Source organism: Mucilaginibacter rivuli (assembly GCF_019391655.1).
Taxonomy (GTDB): domain Bacteria; phylum Bacteroidota; class Bacteroidia; order Sphingobacteriales; family Sphingobacteriaceae; genus Mucilaginibacter; species Mucilaginibacter rivuli.
This window is the reverse complement of sequence record NZ_JAHXPQ010000011.1, coordinates 1-26378: the sequence shown is the minus strand read 5'-3', so window position 1 is coordinate 26378 and position 26378 is coordinate 1. Positions and strand designations below refer to the sequence as shown.

Genomic DNA, 26378 nt, shown 5'->3' with positions numbered 1-26378 from the left:
TGAAAGCAATGTCGATTGTGCTTTCAGGACAAGAAAAATTAAAACTATGAAAATTAAAATTTTGATGATCGGGTTGGTAAGCCTGGTTTCTGTAAGCTCTGTTTTTGCACAAAAAGGAGAGTTAACTAACGCGCAGGAGCAGTATAACAAATACATGGGCTTGTATAAGCAAAAAAACTTTGCTGTAATGGCAACCACAGCTATTACTGATGCAAAAACATCGATCGATAAAGCTGCCGCGAACGACAAAACAGCTACATTACCTTTAACCTATGCTGTTAAAGGGGCTATTTATGCTGCTTTAGCATATCGCGATACCGTTCCAAGTACGCAAACCCCCTTATTTGCTACAGCCGAAGAGGCTTTAACAAAAGCCAAAGCAGCAGATACCAAAGCAGAAAACAAAAAGCTGATAGATGACGCGTATCAAACACTCATCGTTATTAAATACAACCTTGGTGTTAAACAATACCAGGGTGGTAAGTATGAAGCGGCCTATAATTCATTTGATTTTTTCCGTTCGGTTAGGCCTGATGATACCAGCGCAATATACTTGACGGGCTTATCGGCAACTAATGCTAAAATGTATGATGAGGCCATTAAAAATTACAAGAAACTATTAACCACAAATTACTCTAAAAACCCAACGGTATACTCAGACCTGTCGTACATATACCTTTCAAAAAAAGATACCGCAACGGCAATAAAAATTGTTGAAGAGGGAGCATTGAAATTTCCTAACGATGGTGCGTTGTCAAAAAGAGAAATTGAATTGAACCTGCAAACAGGTAAAGCCAAAGAGGTAATAGCTAAAATAGAGAAGGCTGTTGCTGCCGACCCTAAAAATAAAACATTGTATTATTACGCCGGTTTGGCTTATAACTCTGCGGGTAATTTAGCTAAGGCAGAAGAATCGTACAGAAAAGCGATCGAGATCGATCCTAACTATTTCGAGGCAACTTTAAACCTTGGTTATGTTTTATTAAGCCCGGCCATTACGTTAAATAATGCTGCCAATAAATTACCGGCTAACAAGCAAAAGGAATACGACGAGACTATGAAAAAAGCCAGTGCCGCATTTGACCTTGCCAAACCGGTTCTGCTAAAAGCTGTAGAGCTAAGGCCAACATCATACGATGCATTGTATAACCTTAAAAACTGTTATTTAGGTAAGAAGGATTTTGTTAATGCTACTGCTACACAAAAGAAAATTGATGCGCTAAAATAAAGAGAAGGAGCCCCGGAGATATACCGGGGCTTTATTTCGATGTATTTACTTAACATAATATTAATTATAAGAAATAAGTAAACAAGAATTCCTTTAAGAAAGGCTTGATTCAAAAAAGAACGCGATGATTCATGGCGGTACGATAGCAGAACTTTATTTGCCAAAGCGCAGCCACCTGAAAGTGCGCAAATGAATTTGTTTTAAAACAAAAAAAGCCCGGGCAGGTTGTGCCAGGGCTTTATATTATAGTGAATTAGGAGTTTGTTACTTAACTTGTTTGAAGAAGAAAACTGATGCATTTGGAGTAACTCTCAATAAAAATTCTTCTTTGTCATTTTTCAGATCAACAAAATAAACTTTCTCATCGTTAGAATAGCTTGAAAAGCTATAGATGCTTGCTGAGTTAGTTGCTGCCGGACGAAACTCGATCACCTCGCCAATAGTGTACTCTTTATATTTTGAAGAAATTTCTTTTTGCGCGTCGGCCGGTATTTTAGCAAATGCTGTTGGATTGGTTACACCCATATACTCGCCAGAGAGTGAGTAGAATGCTGTCATCGCAGTACCTTCGTAGGTAAATAATGCTTTTTGGCAGTTACCATCTATTACCCAGGTTACAGCTTGCGCATCTTTAAACTCGTATGTAAACTGATTTAATACAGTACTTGACACTTTTGTCTCTGCTTTTGCTTTATCTTTTTTTCCGCCATCCGTTGCAAAAACGCTTATTGATAAGCTGCTGATCAATAATGCTGTGATATATACTTTTTTCATGTTTTTCAAATTTTAATTTACATAACAAAAGTACATATGTGTTATTAAATTATCAAGAATAATTGAATTTTTATGAATATTTGATAATGAAAAGATTATTTCTTTGATTTTGTTAAAATTTATTGATTTAACCGTGTTCATTTTTTGAAATTCTCAATAAAGTTTGTGAAATCTTATCCCTATTGTATAGTAAATTATCATAAAAACTAAATAATTTTACTGCAACTATTGATTAATGGGCTCATTATCATTAATAATGATAGTTGCTCTCCCCTATTATTTATTGACAGATAGCCTTTACTTTCAATTTTAGATTTTCAGGATGTATATGGTACAAAAATTGATTAGTAATAAGTCTGGATAGAGTTTTTCCAGTTATTAAATCTGATAAACTATTTTTTATTTTTGATGAAACTGAACTAAATGTATTCGGCTTTGTTGATGTGACTGGTTGTTTAATTTATGTTAATAGTACCATGTGTATGTATATATATCATTTACCAAATAAAAGCCGATGCTAAAACGAATACTTGCCGTTGATGACGACCTGTACATTTTGGATGCCCTATCCGAACTTTTAAAGTATTCGGGGTATGACATAGACACTACACCCAAGGGTGAAGAAGTGTTTAATAAAATAGACGAACATGTACCGGATTTGATACTATTGGATGTAATGTTGTCTGGTTTAGACGGCAGAGAGATATGCAAGCAGCTAAAATCGAACAATAAAACATCAGGCATACCTGTGATCATGATATCCGCAACGCCTAATATTTCAGAATCTGTAAAAACATCGGGAGCTGATGATTATATTGCTAAACCTTTTGATATTTCGCACCTGTTAGATAAGATCGAAAAACAACTGCACTAAAGCTCCTGTATTAGTTTCAAAAACAACTGCATCGCCTTTAATTTATCATCAGTGATATTAAAATCGATCTTGTGCATCAGGTAATCTTCAATATCAAAATTCTCAAATACAGGCAACTCTTTAAATAACTCCTGGCGGCAATCTAAACCAAGCTTCAGCGCTTTATTAAAATCGGCAATAAAATCAGCCGGAATGGGCTTATTGGCTATCCAACCGGCAAACATAAAGGGCAGGCCGGTAAATTTTTGCCACTCTTCGGCCAAATCATAAACAAAAGTATATTTATCTTTTTTGCCAAATGTGCGGTCGCCAATTTGTACAAAGGCGGTTCGATCGTCAGGCAGCTGAGCGTATTCCGGCGCATTAACAATCAGCTCAGGATTTAGCTTCCAGTAGTTTTTTAATAAAACTTTAGCCAGGTTGTTTGATGAACGTGATTGCGGATCTAATTGCAGGTACCTGATATCCTGTATTGGCGTATTGCTAAAAATAAATACCGAATTAACAGCTCCAACGGCTCCGATGCAATAATCTGATATGATGTTCCATTCAGTGATATTAAGCACTGCAGCCACTGGAATAAGGCCTATATCGACACGGTCATCAATTAGCTTTTGGGCGCAATCTGACGGGGTATCTAAGCTAAGATCTATTTTATCGAGTATGCCCGAATGCTGCAGGCCGTAAATAAAGGGTTTGGTATTAGTATAGCTAACAGCGGATATTCTTATCTTTTTCACAGATCGGCGGGCAGGTTTTGTAAATGTTCGGAATTATTCGATTCGGTTATTTCAAAACGCGAACCATCGTAAGTCACTTTATACAGAATAACGTTCTGATGCGGAAATTCATCCATTTTGGTCAATGGCAAACCCGTAAGCAGGCATAAAAACAAACGCATGGCACGGCCGTGCATGCATATCAACACTGTTTTTTCGTCAGGATGACTCATTATTTCGTCAAGCGCCTCTTTTTCACGGGTGGCAACTTCGTTAGGGCTCTCCCCTCCTTCAAATTTCGAATCGAGCCTTCCCTCCTGCCAGTCGGTCATTACCTGTTTAAATATCACCCTGTTTTCGGGTGTGGCGGCATGGCCTTCATAAATCCCCCAGGCCAGCTCATCAAGCCCGGCTAATTTTTGATATGGGATACCCAGGTCAATAAATTGTTGTATGGTTTGTTGTGTACGTTTAAGCTCAGAAATATAGATCTTATCAAAAGCGATGTGCTGATAAGTATTAAAAAATGCAGCGCCTTGTTTGCGGCCGGCATCATTCAAATCACTGTTAATGCCGCGGCCTTGTATAACGCCTTGTTTATTCAGATCAGTTTGCCCGTGGCGAATGATGTATAGTGTTTTTTGAACCATTGTTATTGTGAGTAGTCACCAACTTTAATTAGTTGATCACCGGTAATTTATAAAACTGAGGTTTTACCTCGTCAGGAAATTCGAAATCATTGTAATCGGTAATTACATTGTACAATGTGTCCCGTTCAATAGGGTATCGGCCAACCTGTTTTATCAACTCAACCAATTGTTTGGTAGACATGGCCGGGTGCTGTTCCTCTGCTCCTGCCATCGAATAGATCTTGGTGGTATCGTCCAATGTCCCGTCAATATCATCTACACCAAAATTAAGCGATAACTGTGCCGTAGTGCGGCTTATCATGGCCCAGTAGGCTTTTATATGATCAAAATTATCCAGATAGATTCTCGCGATGGCGTAATTGCGCAAGTCCTCAACTACAGTTGTTTCCGGCACGTGCGACATCTGATTATCCTGGTTGCGGAATTTTAACGGGATGAAAGTTTGGAAGCCACCTGTTCGGTCTTGCAGTTGGCGTAGTTGCTCCATGTGGTCAACACGGTGTTTATATTGCTCAATATGGCCGTACAACATTGTCGCGTTTGATCGCATACCCAGCTTATGCCATTCCTCGTGTATGGCAAGCCATTGGTCGCCGGTGCATTTGTCTTTAGCTATTTGCTCGCGTATTTCGGGATGGAATATCTCTGCGCCGCCGCCGGGAATTGATTCGAGGCCTGCTTCTTTCATCAGCTTCATACCGGTAGCATAATCAATTTTAGCTTTTTTAAAGATGTAATGGTATTCTACAGGTGTTAATGCTTTAACATGCAGACCGGGCCTGTGTTTTTTAATGCGGGTGAACAACTCACTGTAAAAGGCAACATCATATTGCGGCAACACACCGCCAACAATATGCACCTCGGTTACAGGCTCGCCATCATATTTTTTTATAATGTCGAACATCTCATCCATAGTGTATTCCCAACCTTCGCTACGCTCTTTAATTAAGCGCGAATACGAGCAAAATTTACAATCGTAAACGCAAAGGTTTGTAGGCTCGATATGAAAATTACGGTTGAAGTATGTATGGTTACCGTGGCGCTTTTCGCGGATGTAATTGGCTAAGGTGCCAAGGTAGGCTAATTCACCTTTTTCGTATAATAAAACACCTTCGTCAAAAGTAATACGCTTGTTATTGTAAACCTTTTGGGCGATGTTTTTAAGTTCGGGGCTTAAATGCGGATCATTTAATAACACCTGTAATTTTGATGCAGTATCCATCTTTAAAATTTGCCCAAAGTTAACAAAAAGGATAATGTTAAGCACGGGTTAGCGCATAACAATGTTTAAACATACAGTGGGGTGACAAAATGCTTAGTTCACTTTGTATACAACACTGCCCGTAACGCTACCTCCTGATGCCTTCACTCCTTCTGCCACTACCCTCACTTTAGTTTTAGGATCGGCATTATAAAAACTTATGGTGGCTTCGCCATTGGCATCGGTAATAATGTTGGGTTCCCAATGTATGGTGGTACGCAGATCTGTTTTATTGAGATCTTTTGATTTGTCGTAAAGTGGCTTGTAAAAGGTTCGGGATTGGTAATAGCCGTCTACACTGGCAGTTTCTGCTCCAAAATCTTTGTTATCCAGAGCATTAGGTACTAAGGTTAGATAAAGCAGGTAAACGTTTATTGTTTTACCATATTCAGGTTCTAACCCTACAAGGTGCCTGAATATTACGGTTTTCACTTTATCCATGCTCAAATCATAATAGGGCTGTCTGATGGTTTGCTGCATCATTCTGTCGGCATCATCCATTGTAAATAGCACATCTATTTTATTTTGAGGGTCTAATATCCATTTACCTAGTGGCGGCTCTATCTCGCGCCCGTTCACTATTACGGCAGATGTGGATGCCCCACCTCCGAGGCCGTTTAATATAACTCCCTGGTCGGGCGATACGGTTATGCCAGGTACATTATGTACCAGCCAGTTATCTAAGGATTCAAAAAACTCATCCTTTTTTGTGATCTTATAGACCATATCAGGATAACCAAACTCGGTAGCAGATACACCACTGCTTAATACTATTTTCTTTTTCTCTTTGATCTTTACCTCTTTTAACTTGATGCCGTTCTTCATGCTGCTTTTGGTAAGATCAAAACTACGTTGGTTTACTGCCTTTACAATTACCGATGTGGTATCTATTTCAACCCCCGGCTTTGCATATACTGGTAGTGGTGTATTATTTACCGAATCCATTAATAACCAGCCTGACCGTACGCCTTTATCATTTCGTGCAGTAAGTTTTACATCCTGTGGCCCATATAGCTGCAGGTTGTTAATGGCATACCGGCCACTGGTATCTGTGCGGGCGGTGTAAAGTCTCTGGCCCTTTGCTTTAAACGCGGTTAGGGTAATGTTTACATCCTTGATGGATTTATCGGCGAATTTTTGACGTACACGTCCCGATACATCAAAACCATCTTCGGCCTTATAGCTTATCCTCAACGCTGAGTCGGCAAGCTTGCGCCAAACAAAATCGCGCCAGCCTTGCGTTATCAGCAACATATCAAGCTGTTTGTTCCGGTTTACATTTGTACTATCAAAATACCTTTCGGGATGTTCAATATTACCTTTTATCTCCGATTGTAAAGCGAGGTACGATACTATATCCTGCGTCTGCACAGGCACCATTCCCGCATCAACCACAGCCATGGACAGATTTGCCTTTTCGCCCGCCTTAACTTGAACGGTTACTTTTTCTTTACTTTTGTACCCTGTTTTATCGGTTGTAATAGTTAAGGGTTTAGTTTTATGCGGGATATAAACAAGGCGCTCGCACTGTGGTTTGTTCTGATCGTCGGTTAATGCGATGGATGTTATCCCATCAGGCAATAATTGCGTTGGTATTTTAATAAGTATTTGTTTATCTGATATTTGTAAATTTTTATTGAAGTAAGATTTGCCTGCATGCTTGCCCGAAATATTATAAATCTTCCCTCCAACGTCGGCAAGTTGAACATCATTACAATTAATAATGATGCCGACTAAAGAATCGGTACTGGATACCCTAAGAGCAAAGCCTTTTAATAATGGTTGAGGGATATCAACCGAGAGCCCTTTGCTTGTTTTGGTGGTTATTTGGGCGTGATACTTTTGCCCTGATAGCGGCATCAAAGCAAAGAGGCCCATGCCCAGGGTATCACAGTTAAAATGCGCTACGGTATCACCAGATAAATTTAATATAGCGCCAGACGCCGGTATGCCTTTACCAAAACTATCCTGAGCCTTTACAGCCACAATGGAGCTTACACCTTCAATTAATGAACCGCTTTCTGGATAAAAGCGTATAGCAGGTGTTTTTACCGCCGCTTTTATTTTAACGTTCAATAGTTCGGATACTTTATTGATGTTGTTTTTAACAAGTATGCTAACAGGTTGGTTAGCTGCATTATTTAGTATACTGATATTCTTTTCGAAAATAAAATTATCGCCAAAGTTACGCATCCAGTTGGTGTACGCACGCAGCATGTATTTGCCCGAAGGGATAGAATCGGGTAATTGCACATCGCCGTTGCCTGTGCCATAATCCATACGAATGACCTGGCGATTGATCAGTTTGGCAGAATCCAGAGCGATCAGTTCGACATACAAGTTACCGCTAATACCTATGGGTTGGTTATTTTGCGCGTTAACCAAATAAGCCTTAAACCATACGGTATCGCCCTGTGTGTAAAGGTCGCGGTCGGTATGCAGGTAAACTTTTTCGAAAAACAGTTTAAAAGGTACTGTTTTACTCTGCGCATGTATGGTAAAGGCGCAGAAAATTAATACCGTGTGAATTAAAAATATCTTTATCTTAATCATGGTTTTACGGTATAAATATAACTTGCATTTACAGGTCCACCTGTGGTGCTCACCCCTTCCACAACTACCCTTACCTTCGTCTTCGGATCAGCATTGTAAAAGCTTACCGTTGCTTCGCCATTGGCATCGGTAATAATGTTGGGTTCCCAATGGATGGTGGTACGCCAATCGGCTTTGCCTAAATCTTTAGTAGTATCATACAATGGTTTATAGAAAGTACGTGCCTGGTAATATCCGTTAACACCGGCTATTTCTGCACCGAAATCTTTATTAACCAAGGCGTTAGGTACCAGGGTTAAATAAAGTACAAAAATGTTTATTATTCCACCATCTTGGCTCATACCAACCAGGTGCCTGTAAAGTACTGTCTTAAATTTGTCCATACCCAGATTATAGTATGGCTGCCTCATTATCGCTACTCCTTCATCTAAACCCAAGCCTTCCGGCCCGATCTCGCGTCCATCCACTATCATTGCCGACATAGAAGGGCCACCCCCTGGACCGCTCAACTTTACTGCGTCTCCTTCTGGAGTTTCACGAATACCAGGTATTGTATACTCCAGCCATTTTGCTAAAGTTGGAAAAACCTGATCCTCTTTTGTGATTTTGTATACCAGATCGGGATAACCAAATTCGGTACCTACTGCACCGCTTTGTAAAAATATCCGCTTTTTCTCCTTAATCTTAACCTCTTTTAGCTTAATACCGTTCTTCATGCTGTTTTTAGTACGGTCAAATCCCCGCTGATTGATAGCTTTAACAATTGCCGATGTGGTATCAATTTCAACAATCGGCTTTGCATATACCGGTAGCGGCTGGTTATTTACCGAATCCATTAATAACCAGCCCGACCGTACACCTTTATCATTACGTGCAGTAAGTTTTACATCCTGTGGCCCATATAGCTGCAGGTTGTTAATGGCATATCTGCCACCGGTATCGGTACGTGCAGTAAAAATCTTCTGGCCCTTTGCTTTAAACGCGGTTAGGGTAATGTTTACATCTTTAATAGATTTATTGCCAAATTTCTGTCGTACTCTGCCCGATACATCAAAGCCATCTTCAGCTTTATAACTTATCCTGATGGCGGTATCGGCAAGCCTTCGCCACACAAAGTCACGCCAGCCCTGGGTCATTAGCAACAGGTCAAGCTGTTTTTTGCGGTTAATGTTAGTGGTATCAAAATATCTGTTGGGGGTTTCTATCTCTCCTTTGAGCTCCGAACGCAGCATAAGATACGACGTGATATTTTCTGCCTGTACGGGTACCACATCCGCATCAACTACAGCCATAGACAGGTTTGCATTATCGCTACCTGTTTTAATATGTACTGTTGTTTTTTCTTTGGGATGATAAGCTGATTTATCGGTTTGTATAACTATACCGGTCGTATTGGTGTTTTGATGGACATATACCAGCCGCTCACATTGCGGTTTGCTTTGGTCGTCGGCTAATGTTATAGCTGTTATACCTTCAGGGAAAACATTATTTGATATTTTAATAAGTGTTTGATTTTCTGTTATTTGTATGTTTTTTATAAAGCAGGGTTTACCGGCATGTTTTCCTGCCAAAGTAAATTTCCTATCTTTAATATCAGCCAGGGTAGCATCATTACAGCCTACAATAACACTCACCAACGAATCGGTTTGCATTACCCGTAAGGAAAGCCCCTTTGTGAGTATCGCAGGCAGGTCAACAGATATGTTTTTATTTTGCCTGCTGATGCCGGCATGGTAAACCTGGCCACTTGTTGGTAACATGGCAAACATGCCAAAGCCCAATGTATCGCAATTAAATCGCGCAATTGTATCTCCCTCCGAATTAATGACGCTGCCTTTTGCCGCTGTGCCTTTACCATTTTTATCTTCGGCCTTTACAGCTACTATTGAGCTTACACCTTCGATCAGCGAGCCGCTTTCGGGGTAAAAACGTACCACCGGGGCTTTTACTGCAGCCTGGAACGTTGAGTTTAACTGCGCCGATGTTTTGCTGACAGGGCTTTCGGGTTTAAAAACAGCATCTGTTTTAGTGATAGCTGTATTTAATACGGTCAATTCTTTTTCAAAAACAAAGTTATCGCCAAAATTGCGGCTCCAGTTGGTATAGGCGCGTAAAGTGTATTTGCCTGATGGGATAGAATCCAGCAAGGTAAAATCGCCATTGCCGGTACCCTGCTCCATGCGGAGTATTTCGCGGTTTACTATTTGTGCCGGGTCTTGCTGTATCAACTCCACATATAAATTGCCGCTGATACCAATTGGCTGGCTGTTTTGCGCGTTAACCAAATACGCTTTGTACCAAATGGTATCGCCCTGGGTGTAAAGCTCGCGGTCGGTATGCAGGTATATCTTTTCGAAGAACAATTTTGGTTTGGTATCCTTTACCTGGGTTAGTATTTTACTCTTAGGCTCGTTATCGGGCACAAAATCGTAAGGTAATTGGTCGGCTATTTTTTCGAGGTGTGTACCTTCATAAGTAACGTCAGCATCATTCGTCAGAATTCCATTATGGTCAAACTGAGCCATGTTTTTATTCAGTTTGAGTATAGTCCAGGTATAAAAACTACCGAGGTTTGAGCGTATGGTTTGTTTGTTTTTTGATACGAGGTATAAATGATTATTGAACTTAAGGTTATACAAACCCGGGGTCATGTTGTATTCCATCACACTATCGCCGGGAGTGATGGATTTGTTTACGTTGTAAAGGTATGGCGCTAACGATTGCTGTACTTTCCAATACCGTACGGAATCCCTGTCGGCATTAGCACCTTTAACCGCTAATTCATTCAGTTTACGTGTTATTAACTCTTCAGGCTTTTTAGCCGTATTGATATGGGATGCGGCGTGGTGGATCTCAAAGCCGTTTTCGGTTGTGGCATTTTGATAAAGCGAGCGGTAAAAATGCCTTAACGAACCGGTATAGGTTTTCATACGGTTGGCTTTCCATAATTTAACTTCATCGGGTTCACCCTTCAGCTCTTCAAAAAACAGCTTGCCGTTATAGTTTACCGCGCTGGTAGTATAGTTTACTTTTAAATTGGTTAGTAAGATATTGAGCCGATAGCCTAATGCCCTGTTCTCTATCTTCAGCATTTCGGTAGTTGATGCTTCAAGGGTACGGGTATCGGTGTCATAATCAATATCAATGATCTCGGGATTTACAATGGTGCATTTACGGGCATTATCGGATGTGCCGATGAAGGCATCGGTAAAGCGTTTCAGATCGCCTACCCTGTCAGTCTTTTTAGGTTTAATTGAAACTGATTTCAGGTTGATTGTCTGCACATTAAGCTTAATATCAAGCTTTATTTGTGCTTGACTAACAAGCACCTTTTGCGAATAGGTTTTATAACCTACGTATGACACCACAACATCATACTGCCCGGGTTGTATCCCTGTTAAAGTAAACTCACCATTGGCATTGGTTGGTGCCGATTTGGTTGCATTGCTCAAAAATACGCTTGCGAAAGCGATTGTTTTACCTGTGCTACCATCGGTAACCTTTCCGGTAATGCTCCCCTCCTGGGCCTTTAAAACGACGCCGGATAGAAGTATGAACAGTGTGAATAGTGTACTTTTAAGCATGCTATTTAACATCATAAATTGTTGAACCAACAATGGGTCCGCCGCTTGTTTTTACGCCTTGTACTATTACCCTTACCGTAGTTTTTGGGTCGGCATTGTAAAAGCTTATGGTGGCGTTACCTTTTTCATCGGTATTAATATTGGGCTCCCAGTGTATGGTAGTACGCAGATCGGGTTTGTTGAGGTCTTTAATGCTATCATACAAAGGTTTGTAAAATGTTCGGCTATTGTAATATCCATTTATTATGGGGCGTAATGTACCAGGATTATACCCTGCCATGGCATCTTCTTTAAGGGTAATGTAAATAAAGTAGCGGTCAACCATAATTTGCTGTGCTGCAGGGTTCCTTGCATTTATTAAATTACCAACTACATGCTTTATCACAATTCTTTTAAATTTATCAATGGGCAGCGGGTAATAGGTACTGCGGTACACTTCGGCTTCTACAGCATCATCGGTAGAATAATCTATACCGTTAACAAAAAACTGAGGTGGTAATTTAACTGATTTCGAGCGGTATAAGATATTGGGAGTTCCATTTAACGAAGCACCCAGGTAGCTTACGGTATCTTCACCAGGGATAACTATCCCCGTTATCGAATCGGACGGGCTTTGCAGGGCTCCTTTTACATTTTGTAATACAAACCATTCAAGGGTTTTAAACTGATAGTCTTTTGAGGTAATATCAAAAGTCTGGTCGGCGCCCCAAGTGGTAAAAGGAGTCCCATTTTTTACCATAACAAATTTTGATGATCTGATTTTTACCTCTTTAAGTTGTTTTGAGCTGTTTAATCTCGCGGTTTTTAAAGCTGACTGCCGTTTTATAACAGCGGCCAATTCACCTTTCGCCGAATCGGCAGGCGCGTTAACCAGGTTGACCGCCGCTTGATTTGGCAATGGTAAAGTACTTAGCGTATCCATAAAAAAAGTGCCCTTCTTTTCGCCCTTTATATTTACTGCTGATAGCTTTACCGGAGCCTCACCATAATACAACAGGTTTGAGAATGCGAAATCGCCTTTGTCATCCGTGGTAGCCGCAAGTAATTTAGGGCCTTTATTACCCGATGCAAACATTGTTATATTTAAACCAGGTAGCGGACTGTTACTGTTTTCGTTTTTTACTTTACCTGTTATATCAATGCCGTCTTCGGCCTTATAACTTATCCTGATGGCGGTATCGGCCAGCCTGCGCCAAATAAAATCGCGCCAACCCTGTGTCATCAGCAACAGGTCAAGCTGCTTTCCCCTATTGATATTGGTAGTATCAAAATAACGGTTGGGGTGTTCAATATTTCCTTTAAGTTCCGATTTCAACATCAGGTACGATTCAATGTTTTCGTCTTCAACTGGTGTAACCCCGGCATCAACAACCGCCATTGACAGGTTTGCCTTTTCGTTATTGGTGTTGATGTGGAGGGTTACTTTCTCTTTTGAGGTGTACACCGCTTTATCAGCCTTTATAGTTACTGCAGGTGCGTTATGGTGCATATACACCAGCCTTTCGCAATGTGGTTTGTTTTGGTCGTCGGTTAAAGTGATAGCAGTAATTCCTTCCGGGAAAATCTCGTTCGAAATTTTTATAAGTATTTGATTTTCTGTAATTTGCAATGATTTACTAAAATATGTTTTACCGTCGTGCTTTCCCGATAAGGTGAGCGTTTTGCCCCTGGCATCAGCCAGCTGTGCATCATTACAACTTATAATAACTGTTAAAGCCGAGTCGGTATGGTTTACCCGTAAAGCAAAGCCTTTTATTAAAGGCCGGGGCAGATCGGCGGTAAATTCCTTTTTAATGTTTGATGTCGCAACGGCATGGTATTGCTGCCCCTGTACGGGCAATATGGCAAACAAGCCCGTTCCTAACATATCGCAACGGAAATGTGCGACCGTATCTCCCGCTGTATTTAATACAGCGCCGGATGCTGGTATACCCTTGCCCATCCGGTCTTCAGCCTTTACAGCAATTATAGCACTAACACCTTCAACCAGCGAACCGCTTTCTGGATAAAAGCGCAATACCGGGTTGTTTATTACCACAGGTTTTTCCGCTGTTTGTTTTTGTATTTTACCACCCTTTGTTGCTTGTTTTACAACAGCGGGTGCAGCTGTTTTAAATTCAGTATTGATAACGGTCAATTCTTTCTCAAAAATAAAATTATCACCAAAATTGCGCATCCAGTTGGTATAGGCGCGTAATTTATATTTGCCGGAGGGTATAGAATCGGATAATGAAAAATCGCCGTTCCCAACACCAATATCCATGCGGATAATCTCGCGGTTAAGGATCAGCGATGAGTCCTGTTGTATCAATTCAACATATAAGTTGCCGCTTAAGTTAATTGGTTGGTTGTTTTGTGCGTTTATTAAATAGGCTTTATACCAAATGGTATCGCCCTGGCTGTACAGGTCGCGGTCGGTATGGAGGTAAACCTTTTCGAAAAAGAGTTTGAACGGTGCTGGTTTGTTTTGCGCGTATAATATTTTGCCACAACATAATAGCATGGCAAAAAGCAGGTAACTTTTGGTTAAGCGCATTAATATGATCAGGATTTTAGAATAGGTTTAACCAAAAATACATATTAAAATAGTTAATACACATACTGTAAAGTCAGAAAAATGATCCTGCTTGTTAATTATTTGTTGTCATACGGTAATTAAATACCCATTTTAGTTCGCATGGGTAACTAAATTAAAAACCAATCTGTATTTTAGGGCCATCTACAAGTATATATGAAAATTGAAACCATTGCCATACACGCCGGAAACGTTACATCTGCCGATACGGGTGCAGTTATACAACCAGTTACGCTCTCCACAACATTTAAGCGCGATGCTGATGGTGGTTATCCCGGAGGGCATATTTATAGCCGTATAAGTAACCCTAACCGTGCATCGCTCGAAAACGTTTTGGCCAAGCTTGAAGGCGGTGCTGCTGCCGCTGCATTTTCATCGGGAAATGCTGCGGGGATGGCTGTTTTTCAGTCGCTGCCCCCGGGTAGTCATGTTATAGCACCCGATGATATGTACCACGGTTTACGCAACCAGCTAAAATACCTGTTTGAAGGTATATTAACTTTCGATTTTATTGATGTGAACGATATGGCTGCGCTTAATGATTATATTGAAGATAGCACAGCATTAATTTGGCTTGAAACGCCATCAAACCCCTTATTAAAGATAACGGATATACGTGCAGTTGTAGAGATAGCGCATGAAAACGGGATAAAGGTTGTAGTGGATAATACTTTTGCAACCCCCATGTGCCAGCAACCTTTAAATTTAGGTGCCGATATGGTGATGCACTCTACCACCAAGTATTTAGGCGGGCATAGTGATGTTACCGGCGGCGCGCTGATATGCAAGCAGAAAGATGACTGGTGGCAAAAAATAAGGCAGGTGCAGGAGTTTGGTGGCGCCATCCCTTCCCCTCAGGATTGCTATATGTTAGTACGCAGTATTAAAACGCTGCCCTACCGCATGAAAGGCCATGTAAGTAACGCCTTATTGCTTGCGCAATTTTTAGAGCACCAACCCAAGGTTGAAAAGGTAATGTACCCGGGTTTATACTCGCACCCGCAATATAACATCGCGAAGCAGCAGATGCTCAGTTTTGGTGGGATGCTGTCATTTTGCGTGAAAGGCGGTGCCGAGGAAGCTAAAAAAGTAATAAACAGCCTTAAGTTATTTACCCAGGCTACAAGTTTGGGTGGTGTGGAGAGTTTAATTGAACACCGTTACTCGGTTGAAGGACCAGATAGTAAAACGCCTAAAAACCTGCTCCGTGTATCTGTAGGGCTTGAAAATATTGAAGATTTGATAGAAGATATTTCATTGGCAATCAGTAGTTTATAAATTTATTCCAAATATAGTTTTGAATATTGGCACTGTGTGACCTATATTTGAAACATTATTTGGTAGCGAATACCAAGATCATTCCCCTCAACAAGGTTTGATTTATAAAGAAGTGGCGAGAGATCAGGCTCATTAACCCACTGGCAACCCTCAAAAAGAGAAGGTGCCAAATCCTGTCCCGGTGAATGGATTGCCGGGGAATATAAATGTATAACCATGAAAATGCTGTTTCAATTTTTAGAACTTTTTAATCCCCGGAAAAAATTCCGAAATGTTTATACCTGCGTTCAAACCCCAAGCGGTCGCATGTATATGTGTTGTTGCTGTATGTGCTAACCCACACACCTGTTTAGCTTGCTAAATACCGTAACATCCCCATCAGGCACACCTTAACCTGAACATTAAAAACGATTAAAATAATACAATTTCTAAAAATCAAAATTTCAAATTATGTCAAATTTAAAATTCGAAACACTACAGTTACATGCAGGGCAGGATGCCGATCCGACAACAGGCTCACGTGCGGTTCCTTTGTACCAAACTACATCTTACGTTTTTAAAAATGCCGAGCATGGTGCAAACCTGTTCGCGCTAAAAGAGTTCGGAAATATTTACACCCGGATTATGAACCCTACTACCGATGTGTTTGAAAAACGCATTGCTGCTTTAGAAGGCGGTGTTGCGGCTTTGGCAACAGGGTCTGGCCAGGCAGCACAATTTATTGCGCTGAACAATATTTTACAGGTTGGCGATAATTTTGTTACATCCCCATTTCTTTATGGAGGTACATACAACCAGTTTAAGGTAGCCTTTAAGCGCATTGGTGTAGAAGCCCGCTTTGCCAAGGATGATACCGCAGAAAGCTTTGAAAAACTGATTGACGATAAAACTAAAGCCATTTACCTTGAAACCATAGGCAACCCCGGTTTTAACATTGCCGATTTTGATAAGATATCAGCTTTAGCTAAAAAATATGATCTGCCTGTTATAGTAGATAATACTTTTGGAGCCGGGGGCTATTTGTTTCGCCCGCTGGAGCATGGCGCGCATGTGGTGGTGGAATCGGCTACGAAATGGATAGGCGGACATGGCACCAGCATTGGCGGTGTTATTGTTGATGGCGGCACCTATAACTGGGGCAACGGCAAATACCCACAATTTACCGAGCCATCAGAAGGTTATCATGGTTTGGTATTTGCCGATGTATTTGGTGTTAATGGACCTTTTGGCAATATCCAGTTTATCATACGTGCACGGGTTGAAGGCTTGCGCGATTTCGGGCCATCGCTATCACCATTCAATTCATTCCTGTTAATACAGGGGTTAGAAACCTTATCGCTGCGCGTACAGCGCCATGTGGATAATACCCTGGAGCTGGCTAAATGGTTAGAAAAACATTCACAGGTAGCTAAAGTAAATTATCCGGGGCTGGAGTCATCACCACATCATGCATTAGCAAAAAAATACCTCAAAAATGGTTTTGGCGCTGTTTTAACCTTCGAGATCAAAGGAGATAAAGAAAATGCCGGCCGCTTTATTGATAATTTGAAATTGGTAAGTCATTTGGCCAACGTTGGCGATGCGAAAACATTGATCATCCAGCCATCGGCAACCACGCACCAACAACTGTCGGATGTGGAACAACTGGCCGCGGGTGTATTGCCAAACCAATTGCGGATAGCTGTTGGTATTGAACATATAGATGATATTAAAGCCGACCTGGAAGGTGCTTTTGCTGCAATAAAGCAGTTTGAGCCTGAATTTGCATAAATTAACTAATAAAACGATACCGCCCCTAATCAAGGCGGTATCAATAAAATAAATGAGCTTAAATACTTTTACATATACCAAAAACTTTAAACTTGAGTCGGGCAGGCATTTTGCCGGTCTACAGGTAGCGTATCATACTTTTGGCAAGCTCAACGCCAATAAAAGTAATGTGATATGGGTTTGCCACGCGTTAACAGCCAACTCTGATGTGTTAGATTGGTGGGCAGGCCTTTTTGGTGAGAATAATCTTTTTAATCCAACCGAGCATTTCATCGTTTGCGCTAATGTGTTAAGCTCTCCTTATGGCACAACAAACCCATTAAGCACCGACCCTGAAACCGGGCAGCCTTATTACCAAAACTTCCCGCAGGTTACCATACGCGATATGGTGAAAGCGCATATTTTACTGGCCGATGATCTGGGTATTGAAAACATTAAAGTGCTCATCGGTGGTTCCTTAGGCGGGCAGCAGGCCCTGGAGTGGTCTATCATTCAGCCGGAACGTATTGAGCATTCGGTGCTTATCGCATCCAATGCAAAACATTCGCCCTGGGGTATCGCGCTTAATGAGTCGCAAAGGCTGGCCATCAGTGCCGATCCTACCTTTTATTCGGGCAAGGCAGATGGGGGCAGCAACGGGCTTAAAGCGGCGCGTAGCATAGCGCTCCTATCCTACCGCAGCTATTTAACTTATGATGTTACCCAGCAGGATAATAACGACGAACTGCTTGATGGTTACAAGGCGGCATCGTACCAAAGCTACCAGGGCGATAAACTGATAAAACGTTTTAACGCGTACAGTTACTGGCATTTAAGTAAAGCGATGGACTCCAACAATGTTGGCCGCTGCCGCGAGAGTGTTGAAGCCGCTTTGGAATTGGTGAAGGCTAAAACATTAGTGATAGGCATTACATCGGATATTTTGTTCCCGGTTACGGAGCAGCAATACCTGGCAAAACATATACCGAACGCTACTTATGTTGAGTATGATTCGATATACGGGCATGATAGCTTTTTAGTAGAAACAGAAACATTAACAAAAATAATTGACACCTTTTTGGGTGACATTAGTGGAAAGATTATAAAACTGCATACAGCATAATTTAGATGAGTAAAAAATTAAAGATCGGGATATTTGGGTTTGGAGTTGTTGGACAAGGCTTACATGATATCATCATCACCAAAAACCTGAACCTCGAGATCGTTAAGTTCGTTATAAAAGATCCGAATAAGAAAAGAACATTAGCAGCCGAACTGTTCACTACCGACAAAGATGTGGTTCTGGATGACCCTGAAATTAATACCGTGGTCGAACTGATCAATGATGCAGATGCAGCATACCAGATTGTAAAAAAAGCGTTAACAAGCGGAAAGAATGTAGTTTCGGCCAGTAAAAAAATGATTGCCGAGCATTTGGAAGAACTTATCGCTTTACAAAAGGAGCACGGCACATCATTATTGTACGAAGGCTCAGTTTGCGGAAGTATCCCCATTATCCGTAACCTGGAGGAGTATTATGATAACGAGTTGCTGCACTCTATCAGCGGCATTTTTAACGGCTCATCAAATTATATCTTATCCAAAGTATATAACGAAGGTTTAGATTATGATACCGCGCTAAAACAGGCACAAGACCTGGGCTTTGCCGAAACCGACCCGATTAGTGATGTTGGTGGTTATGATTCCAAATACAAATTGATCATCGCTGTAGCGCATGCTTATGGCGTTATAGTAAAGGCTGAGGATGTACTGAACATCGGTATACAAAACCTATCGCCATACGAATTACAATACGCTAAAGAAAAAGGTATCAAGATAAAATTAGTGCCCGTTGCCAAAGAGTTGGATGATAAACATGTAGCCATGTTTGTATTACCCAAGTTTGTTAAGCAAAGCGAGTTTTTATATAATGTTGATAATGAGTATAACGGCGTAGTGGTACAAGCCGCCTTTGCCGACCAGCAATTCTTTTTTGGTAAGGGAGCCGGCGGTCACCCTACCGGTTCGGCGGTATTGTCGGACATTGCAGCCTTGCGTTACGATTATCAGTACGAGTATAAAAAAACAAGCGGTGTAAAAGACCTGAAGTTTACCAATGACATTGAATTAGCCATTTACCTTCGTTATGATGACGAGGCCTTAGTTGAAGCACTGAGCTTTGATGCTATTTATGAGCGTTATTATTCGGGCGATTTTAAATATGTGATAGGAAAAGTAAAATTGCAAAATCTGATAGCGCAGCAACAGCATATAGCAAACAGCAAGGCGTTTGTTGCTTTTGCCGGTGAGCTAAGCGATGTGCAATTGGCTACGATATAAACTAAAGTTTTTGTAGCAGATTGCTTTAGTAGAAAAATAGGCCTCCCCCTTTCGGGCGGCCTATTTTTTTATTAACTTATATTTAGTTAACCCTGATCACTTTCTTCGCTATCACGATATTCCCTTGTTTTACTTCTACAATACACACACCTGCTCCTATAGCCGAAAGGTCAAGTGTTTGTAAAAAATCTCTTTCTGATTTGTGGGCATTAATGGTTTTATAAAGTGCCCCGGTACCTCCATCAGATACCCGTATCCTTACATCATTTTTCACATCGTTGCTGGTGAAACTTATGGTTACATAACCGTTTGTAGGGTTAGGATACAACTTTAATGTATTAACAACATTTTCGCTAAGGGCCATAGGCTGGTTCGTGATCTGTGTTTTAAAATTAGCCATGTGATGGCTCGTTGTATCTGATCCGGGTATGGGTATAACAAATATTGGGGTTTCGGTAACGGTTAGGGGTAATTTACCATCAACGGTTTTAATGTATTGTACCTCCATGCTATCGACCCCAATTTTGGGTGTATACACCTTAGCCGAATCCACATTGGGCAGATCCAGCTGATAGGCTGCGGTACGGCCAACCTCATCGGGTATAACAAGCGCGTATGCCGACTTGCCATTCAACTCATAACGATCAACAAATGGATTGATGTTAAGGGTTTCTTTGTACGCATATTCGCCCAGTAATTTATTGGTTTGATACAGGTAATCTGCCGCAGGTCGGCGTGTTTTATCATCGTTAATTAAGCCCGATGAACCAAATTGAATCGGGTTTGCTGCATTATCATCATACAACTGGTAAAAAAATATCCTGTCTACCCCGCTGCGGGCGTATAATAATGCTGACCGCAGTATCCAGTCGGCCTGGGTTTGTGCTGCTGTTTTAGTTCCTATCGGGATAGCTTTATAAGGGCTGCCCTGGTTAATATCATAACCAACCTCGGTTACCCAAACAGGCATATCGCCGGCAACCTCGTGTGCCATTTGCACAAAATCTTTAGCCACCTGGGCAGTAGCATTTACTTCGGGTGCAGCACCACGGGTTGACTGACCGTTTTGCGATGTGCCCGCATCATTAGAATAGTAATGATAGTTAATTACATCCCAACATAAATTAACCGATCCATCTGCCTTATAACCACGATGTTGTTTACACCAATCTACCATGCCACGCACGTATGATGGATCGGCAAATGCTAAGCCGGCCATTACTACTTTAACGGTGGTGTCGGCATTTTTTACGCCAACTCCCGGCCCCATCGTATTCTTATTGCCATCATAAAATGCCGAAAGATTAGCCGCGTATTCATACGATGTTTGGTATCCGGACCTTCCTTTCCACCATTTATCGCGCTCGTTATCGCATTCAATGTATTTAATAACGCCTAATCCCCTTTTTACAGAATTAACCGGGTCGCCTGTCCATCTTTGCGTACCGTTCACGCTTAAAAGAGCGGTGTCAACAGTTGCGTTGGAGCCATAACGCGCCACAAACTGAAAGGCAACTTTGGCTTGCTCAATGTATGATGCGGGATCAGAAAAATCGCGTCCGTATTGCACCGGCACATTTTCCGAAGTTTTTACGCTATCGGGATAGGTGGCGCTCATCCACTCGGGTTGTTGTTTCAGATCGGCAAGTACCATTATCCCATTATTTTTGCAGTATTGATAAATGGCATCGTAATTCCATCCGCCCAAACGGGTGGGGTTATAAGTATAGCTTCCCTGGCTTACTTCCAGCTTATCCCAATCTAAATAGTGGCGCACCTGTGTGAAGTTTTTTATCGCCCTGACATACGTGGAATCAATGAGGGTTGGATCGATACCTCCATTTTCAAAATTCCATTCAAACGCGTTAATGCCAAACATCTGTTTAAGCTTTGTGGCCCGTGGCGTTACAGCCGATACAGGGTTAGGTGCCGTATAATGCCCGTACAGCTCCATTTCGGTAGGATAGCCGCCCCAGCAATTAATAACCAGGTATTTAATATCGGTTAGGGTACTATCGAGGATAAATTGAGCATCGCCATTTAGGTTCCTGTCGGGATAGGGCCCTACCCAACTGTTGTAGTGATAACCGGTAAAGCTCCCAACGGTAATCCTTTGCCCATGGCTATTGATCACGGAAAGTGTAAAAGGCAGGTCGAAACCACCATGGTAACTAAAAAACTTAACCTTTGTCAGCCGGATATTTTCGCCAGGAGCAACCGGATAATAAGCATCATAATGCGAGATCAGTTTCCCATAGCCGGTATTCACGTCGGCATCTAAAATTCCATCAAACAGGCCGTCAAGACCCGAACTCACATTGCTTAACTGGTACCAGCGCTTGCCATCAATAGGTATTTTAACTATTCCGCTGGTATCTACAGGTGTGATCGTTGTATCGGGCGGCAGTGTTATTGTTGTAGTATCCGATGTATCGGGATAACCATAAGTGAACACCTTTTGCGGAATACTATTGCCAAACTTATGTACAATAATAGCATCTGCGCTAATGGGACTTGTAAAAACAGTGTCTTCAAAAACCATATAATTGGGTCCTGTAAAGGTATAGAGCAAAGTTTTTTGGGTTCCTTTTAAGGCATATACCAATACGGGGGCTTCTGTAAAAACGCCTTCATAATCATACAACGACAGTTTGGTTATTTTAACGGGGTGCGCATACGGCAGCTTTACATCTACCCAAACACTGTTGCCCGTCCAGGCGGGCTGCACCAGGCTATCCAGGCTGTTACTTAGCCAGGGCGTATAATCCTGCCCGGTTTGCTGGCTGGGGATAGTACCTGTATAGGTAAGCTGCCTTACCGTGGTATCCAAAACGGTAGGATAACCAGATACAAATACCTTTTGCGGTATATCGTTACCAAACTTATGTACAACAATAGCGTCGGCATCAATTGGTGTGGTAAAAACAGTATCCTCAAAAACCATGTAATTAGGCCCTGTAAAGGTATAGAGCAAGGTTTTTTGAGTGCCTTTTAATGCATATATCAAAGCCGGATCATCAGGGCAAGTCCCCTGGAAATCATATAAAGACAGCTTTGTGATCTTACCGGGCGTTTGCAGCTTTAAGGTAATATCCACCCAAACGCTATTGCCTGTCCAGGCGGGCTGCACCAAACTATCTAAACTATCGCTTAGCCAGGGCGAATAATCCTGCCCGGTTTGTTGGCTTACTGTAATTTGCGAAAACCTTAAACGCTGTTCTGTTTGCGCAAACGAACTTTTAATAACAGCAAGTAATACCATCGCTATGGATAACAGTAACTTGCTATGGCTTTTGAGGTAAATGTTAAACATGGCAGAAAATCTTAATGGTAAAATTAGCGAAACGATTTCAGCGATATCTTACGTTGAAATGAAATAAAAGTTGAACAAAAATTAATTTTAACTTAATTTAAATTCATTGGGTGAAATGTATTGAGCGTGTAACTTACCCGGTCGTTACTTTGCCGGGCCACCCCCTCTTCGCCTGAGGTAGTATGTAAATATGGTTGATATTCTACTATGCTACAGCCTTATGCTGAACAATAGCTACTACATAGGGCGATACTATTTTTACGTTATGCTCAACATGCAGCGGTATATCAATATAATCGCCGGCTTCCATCCTCACTATTTTGTCGCCAATACTGCATTCGCAGGTTCCACGTAAAATATACAGGCTTTCAAAAACATCTCCATGCGATTCCTCAGGCACATCGATACGCGATACCACCAGCATCTGCGTAAGCCCGCCCTCGCTTCGCAAAACCTGCAGGTTAAAATCTTCAACTACCACAGGTATTAAAGGTTCAACACATTTATACCAGGCCTCAAGGTTTGATGTCTTTTTAATTTCGGGAAGGTTATTGATATCCAGTACCGCGTCAGAGAAAGTATGCTCAATGGTTTTAATAATATTGGCACGTACCTTAGGGCTAACTCTTATAGCGCCATCCTGCGCAAAATACTCAAATGCCTGTTCAATACTACTTAACTCATTTTTAACTTCCGGGTAAAGCATAGTCATTTGCACAACAAACGCTGCATCGTCATCGTTTAGCATTCCAAGGCAATACTGTTCAAGTATACCACTATAAATATATGACTGAATATTCATTAACCGGGGATGTAATAAAACGAAGGTAGATATTAGTATTTGAAATAACTATGCGTAGAAATACTGATATTTATCAAGTTTTTGTACCCAATCTTAAATTATGAAATATATTAAAATTGCCTGTGGTTTACTGTTGTTTATGCTTTGTTCTTTTACGATCATCACCAAAGAGCAGCGCGTTAATGTTGTTTTTATTGGCGATAGTATTACCCGTGGAGCCAAGCTGAAAGACCCGGCTACGCAAGCCCCGCCCTATTTTGCCGCAGCATACCTTAAGCAGCAAAACATAAGCGTGCTGCAGTTTTCAAACCAGGGTGTGAGCGGTTTTACCACAGTTGATTTTTTACCCGCAACCCACACGGTTTATAATAAAGTGAGGGCTGCTGCCGATGCTTTTTATGTCGATAAACAAGCGCAACTGGTATTTAGTATAATGCTGGGGACAAATGACAGCGCAATAACCGGCCCGCATGGCGCGCCGGTAGCCCCTGCTGATTACAACCATAACCTAAAAACCATTACTGATAGCTTGCTGCTGGCCTATCCTACTTGTAAAATTGTAATTAATTACCCGCTTTGGTACAGCACTAATACCCATAATAATGGTGCTGCCTATAACCAGGAAGGCTTTGACAGGATATTAACCTATTTGCCCGAAATTGATAAGCTGGCAGCCCAATACAATAAAACCAACAAAGGCCACGTTTTTGTTGGCGATAAAAAGGGCTATGAATATTTTAAAACAAATTACCTTACTGATTTTTGGGCTGAAAATGGAAAAGATGGCATTTTCTATTTGCATCCAAACGAAAAAGGTGCAGCCGCGCTCGGTAACTTTTGGGGGGCAGCTATCAAAAATATCTTATAGTTATTTTACTAAATAGCAAATTATCAGCATATTTAGCCCCAACATTAACACATATTGTATTGAAAATGATTAAACTCCCAATTAAAATATACCTGATAGCAGGTATGCTATTTGTATCGCCGTTTGTAAGCTTCAGCCAATCGGGCAACAAGCCAAACTGGCAAAACCTGGATCTGAAAACAGATTCCACCTTTGGTATCAGTACCGAAAAAGCCTATAAGGAATTATTGAAAGGTAAAAAAGCTACGCCTGTAGTAGTCGCCGTTATTGACGGCGGTGTGGATATTGACCATGAAGACTTGAAAGCCGTTATCTGGACAAATCCTAAAGAAATAGCAGGTAATAAAAAAGATGATGATAAGAACGGTTATATTGATGATATACATGGCTGGGATTTTATTGGTGGCCCAAATGGCGAGATCAATTATGAAAACCTTGAGGCTACCCGTATACTGCGCAAGCTAAAACCAAAGTTTGACAATGTAACTTCGGAAGCCGCGGTGAGCGCTGCAGATAAAGCTGATTACAAGCTTTATTTAACAGTTAAAGAGGATGTAGAAAAACAATATAAAGATGCCAAGACCAGCCTTGATTTTTACAAGCGTATCAAATTTGTTATGGATAGCATAGCGGCTAATATCCCGCAAGGTACATCTGTATTAGATTACTTTAAGGCATACCAGCCAACTACCAGGGAGCAAAATAATGTAAGAGCTAACGTTATTAGAGGCTTACCACAATTTGCCGACTTTGAAGCATATAAAAAGAAAGTTTTAGGCGAAGCAATTACACATTACAGTGAAATTGTTGATTACCAGGTAAACCTTGATTTTCACCCCCGCGATATTGTTGGCGATGACCCGAACAACAGCAAAGAGCGCTTTTATGGCAATAACAATGTAAACGGCCCTGATGCGCACCATGGTTCGCACGTGGCGGGTATTATTGCTGCTGTAAGGGATAACAATATTGGTATACAGGGTATTGCAGATCATGCCATCATCATGTCGGTACGTACTGTGCCTAACGGCGATGAGCGCGATAAAGATGTGGCCAATGCCATACGTTATGCCGCCGCAAATGGCGCTAAGGTAATTAACATGAGTTTTGGTAAAGGATATTCGTGGGACAAAGCTGTGGTAGACGAAGCCGTGAAATTTGCTATGAGCAAAGATGTGCTTATCATCCACGCGGCAGGTAACGAAAATAAAAATCTGGATGCCGATGGTGTTTATAATTTCCCTAACAAGTTTTACGAAAACAATGGCGGTACTGCTGCTAACTGGATAGAAGTTGGCGCTTCGGGCCCTAAAGATAATGATAAGCTGAAAGCCAGTTTCTCTAATTATGGTAAAAAATCGGTGGATGTATTTGCACCGGGCGTACTCATCAACTCTACCATTCCGGGCAGCACTTACGCTGAATACAGCGGCACCAGTATGGCTTGCCCTGTGGTAGTTGGCTTAGCTACATTGATTCGTGAGTATTACCCTAAGTTAACTGCCGCGCAGGTAAAAGATATCATCCTGAAAACAGTTGTACCTGTAACCCATGATGTAACAGTAACAGATGGTAAGCAAATTAAAAAAATTCCGTTTACCGATCTGTGTGTTACCGGTGGAATAGTTAATGCTTATGATGCATTGAAGTTAGCCGGATCGATGTAAGAAATTTGTATTGAATATGTTGAAAGGCCCTGACTTGATTGTTGGGGCCTTTTTTGTGGTTATTGTGGTTGGAAATTGTATTTTTAATTCCTATCCATTTGAGACCTATCGCTGAGATTGCCACGTCGTCCCCGAAAAGGGGA

General features: G+C 41.4%; 17 protein-coding genes and 1 riboswitch. Of the genes, 8 read left to right on the top strand and 9 right to left on the bottom strand.

Annotated features, from left to right (window positions below):
• Positions 1 to 46 precede the first annotated feature (46 nt).
• Positions 47 to 1228: a tetratricopeptide repeat protein gene (locus KXQ82_RS19460; RefSeq protein ID WP_219490425.1), complete on the top strand. Its 1182-nt coding sequence runs from the start codon at positions 47 to 49 to the stop codon at positions 1226 to 1228.
• A 264-nt stretch (positions 1229 to 1492) separates the two neighbouring features.
• Here KXQ82_RS19460 and KXQ82_RS19455 read toward each other — a convergent pair whose 3' ends face one another.
• Positions 1493 to 2002 (bottom strand): hypothetical protein, encoded by a 510-nt coding sequence (locus tag KXQ82_RS19455; protein WP_219490423.1) that lies wholly within the window; start codon positions 2000 to 2002, stop codon positions 1493 to 1495.
• A 514-nt stretch (positions 2003 to 2516) separates the two neighbouring features.
• On the opposite strand from KXQ82_RS19455, the gene KXQ82_RS19450 reads away from it, so the two are divergent.
• Positions 2517 to 2876, top strand: coding sequence for a response regulator transcription factor (locus tag KXQ82_RS19450; protein WP_219490421.1), 360 nt, complete (start codon positions 2517 to 2519; stop codon positions 2874 to 2876).
• Here the strand turns inward: KXQ82_RS19450 and KXQ82_RS19445 are convergent.
• The 6 genes from KXQ82_RS19445 to KXQ82_RS19420 form a co-directional block, all read right to left on the bottom strand.
• On the bottom strand, positions 2873 to 3616 hold the full coding sequence (locus KXQ82_RS19445; RefSeq protein WP_219490419.1) for a menaquinone biosynthetic enzyme MqnA/MqnD family protein: 744 nt from the start codon (positions 3614 to 3616) through the stop codon (positions 2873 to 2875). The genes KXQ82_RS19450 and KXQ82_RS19445 overlap by 4 nt on opposite strands.
• Positions 3613 to 4245, bottom strand: a complete 633-nt coding sequence (locus KXQ82_RS19440; protein WP_219490417.1) for a histidine phosphatase family protein — start codon at positions 4243 to 4245, stop codon at positions 3613 to 3615. The genes KXQ82_RS19445 and KXQ82_RS19440 overlap by 4 nt, the downstream gene beginning before the upstream one ends.
• A 28-nt stretch (positions 4246 to 4273) precedes the next feature.
• A complete protein-coding gene (mqnE, locus tag KXQ82_RS19435; protein WP_219490415.1) occupies positions 4274 to 5467 on the bottom strand; it encodes an aminofutalosine synthase MqnE in 1194 nt (397 codons plus the stop codon).
• A 93-nt stretch (positions 5468 to 5560) separates the two neighbouring features.
• Positions 5561 to 8059, bottom strand: a complete 2499-nt coding sequence (locus KXQ82_RS19430) for an MG2 domain-containing protein (RefSeq protein ID WP_219490413.1) — start codon at positions 8057 to 8059, stop codon at positions 5561 to 5563.
• Positions 8056 to 11643 carry a carboxypeptidase regulatory-like domain-containing protein gene (locus tag KXQ82_RS19425; RefSeq protein WP_219490411.1) on the bottom strand — a complete coding sequence of 1196 codons (3588 nt, stop codon included), beginning with the start codon at positions 11641 to 11643 and terminating at the stop codon, positions 8056 to 8058. Before KXQ82_RS19425 ends, KXQ82_RS19430 begins: the two co-directional genes overlap by 4 nt.
• A 1-nt stretch (position 11644) precedes the next feature.
• Positions 11645 to 14179 (bottom strand): MG2 domain-containing protein, encoded by a 2535-nt coding sequence (locus KXQ82_RS19420; RefSeq protein ID WP_219490409.1) that lies wholly within the window; start codon positions 14177 to 14179, stop codon positions 11645 to 11647.
• A gap of 195 nt (positions 14180 to 14374) precedes the next feature.
• Between KXQ82_RS19420 and KXQ82_RS19415 the strand changes: the two genes are divergently transcribed.
• From KXQ82_RS19415 to KXQ82_RS19400, 4 genes are all read left to right on the top strand, one after another.
• A complete protein-coding gene (locus KXQ82_RS19415; protein WP_219490407.1) occupies positions 14375 to 15496 on the top strand; it encodes a trans-sulfuration enzyme family protein in 1122 nt (373 codons plus the stop codon).
• 99 nt (positions 15497 to 15595) lie between these two features.
• A riboswitch (SAM riboswitch) is annotated at positions 15596 to 15705 on the top strand.
• Between the two features lie 241 nt (positions 15706 to 15946).
• Complete coding sequence (locus tag KXQ82_RS19410) at positions 15947 to 17266, top strand: O-acetylhomoserine aminocarboxypropyltransferase/cysteine synthase family protein (RefSeq protein WP_219490405.1); 1320 nt, start codon at positions 15947 to 15949, stop codon at positions 17264 to 17266.
• Between the two features lie 52 nt (positions 17267 to 17318).
• Positions 17319 to 18368 carry a homoserine O-acetyltransferase family protein gene (locus KXQ82_RS19405; protein WP_219490403.1) on the top strand — a complete coding sequence of 350 codons (1050 nt, stop codon included), beginning with the start codon at positions 17319 to 17321 and terminating at the stop codon, positions 18366 to 18368.
• A gap of 5 nt (positions 18369 to 18373) precedes the next feature.
• Positions 18374 to 19585 (top strand): homoserine dehydrogenase, encoded by a 1212-nt coding sequence (locus KXQ82_RS19400; protein ID WP_219490400.1) that lies wholly within the window; start codon positions 18374 to 18376, stop codon positions 19583 to 19585.
• Between the two features lie 82 nt (positions 19586 to 19667).
• Here KXQ82_RS19400 and KXQ82_RS19395 read toward each other — a convergent pair whose 3' ends face one another.
• Positions 19668 to 22898 carry a T9SS type A sorting domain-containing protein gene (locus tag KXQ82_RS19395; protein ID WP_219490398.1) on the bottom strand — a complete coding sequence of 1077 codons (3231 nt, stop codon included), beginning with the start codon at positions 22896 to 22898 and terminating at the stop codon, positions 19668 to 19670.
• Between the two features lie 205 nt (positions 22899 to 23103).
• On the bottom strand, positions 23104 to 23700 hold the full coding sequence (locus tag KXQ82_RS19390; protein WP_219490396.1) for a cupin domain-containing protein: 597 nt from the start codon (positions 23698 to 23700) through the stop codon (positions 23104 to 23106).
• 100 nt (positions 23701 to 23800) lie between these two features.
• On the opposite strand from KXQ82_RS19390, the gene KXQ82_RS19385 reads away from it, so the two are divergent.
• Together KXQ82_RS19385 and KXQ82_RS19380 are read left to right on the top strand one after the other, a co-directional pair.
• Positions 23801 to 24568 carry a GDSL-type esterase/lipase family protein gene (locus tag KXQ82_RS19385; RefSeq protein WP_219490394.1) on the top strand — a complete coding sequence of 256 codons (768 nt, stop codon included), beginning with the start codon at positions 23801 to 23803 and terminating at the stop codon, positions 24566 to 24568.
• 65 nt (positions 24569 to 24633) lie between these two features.
• Positions 24634 to 26235 (top strand): S8 family peptidase, encoded by a 1602-nt coding sequence (locus tag KXQ82_RS19380; protein WP_219490392.1) that lies wholly within the window; start codon positions 24634 to 24636, stop codon positions 26233 to 26235.
• Positions 26236 to 26378: the final 143 nt, after the last annotated feature.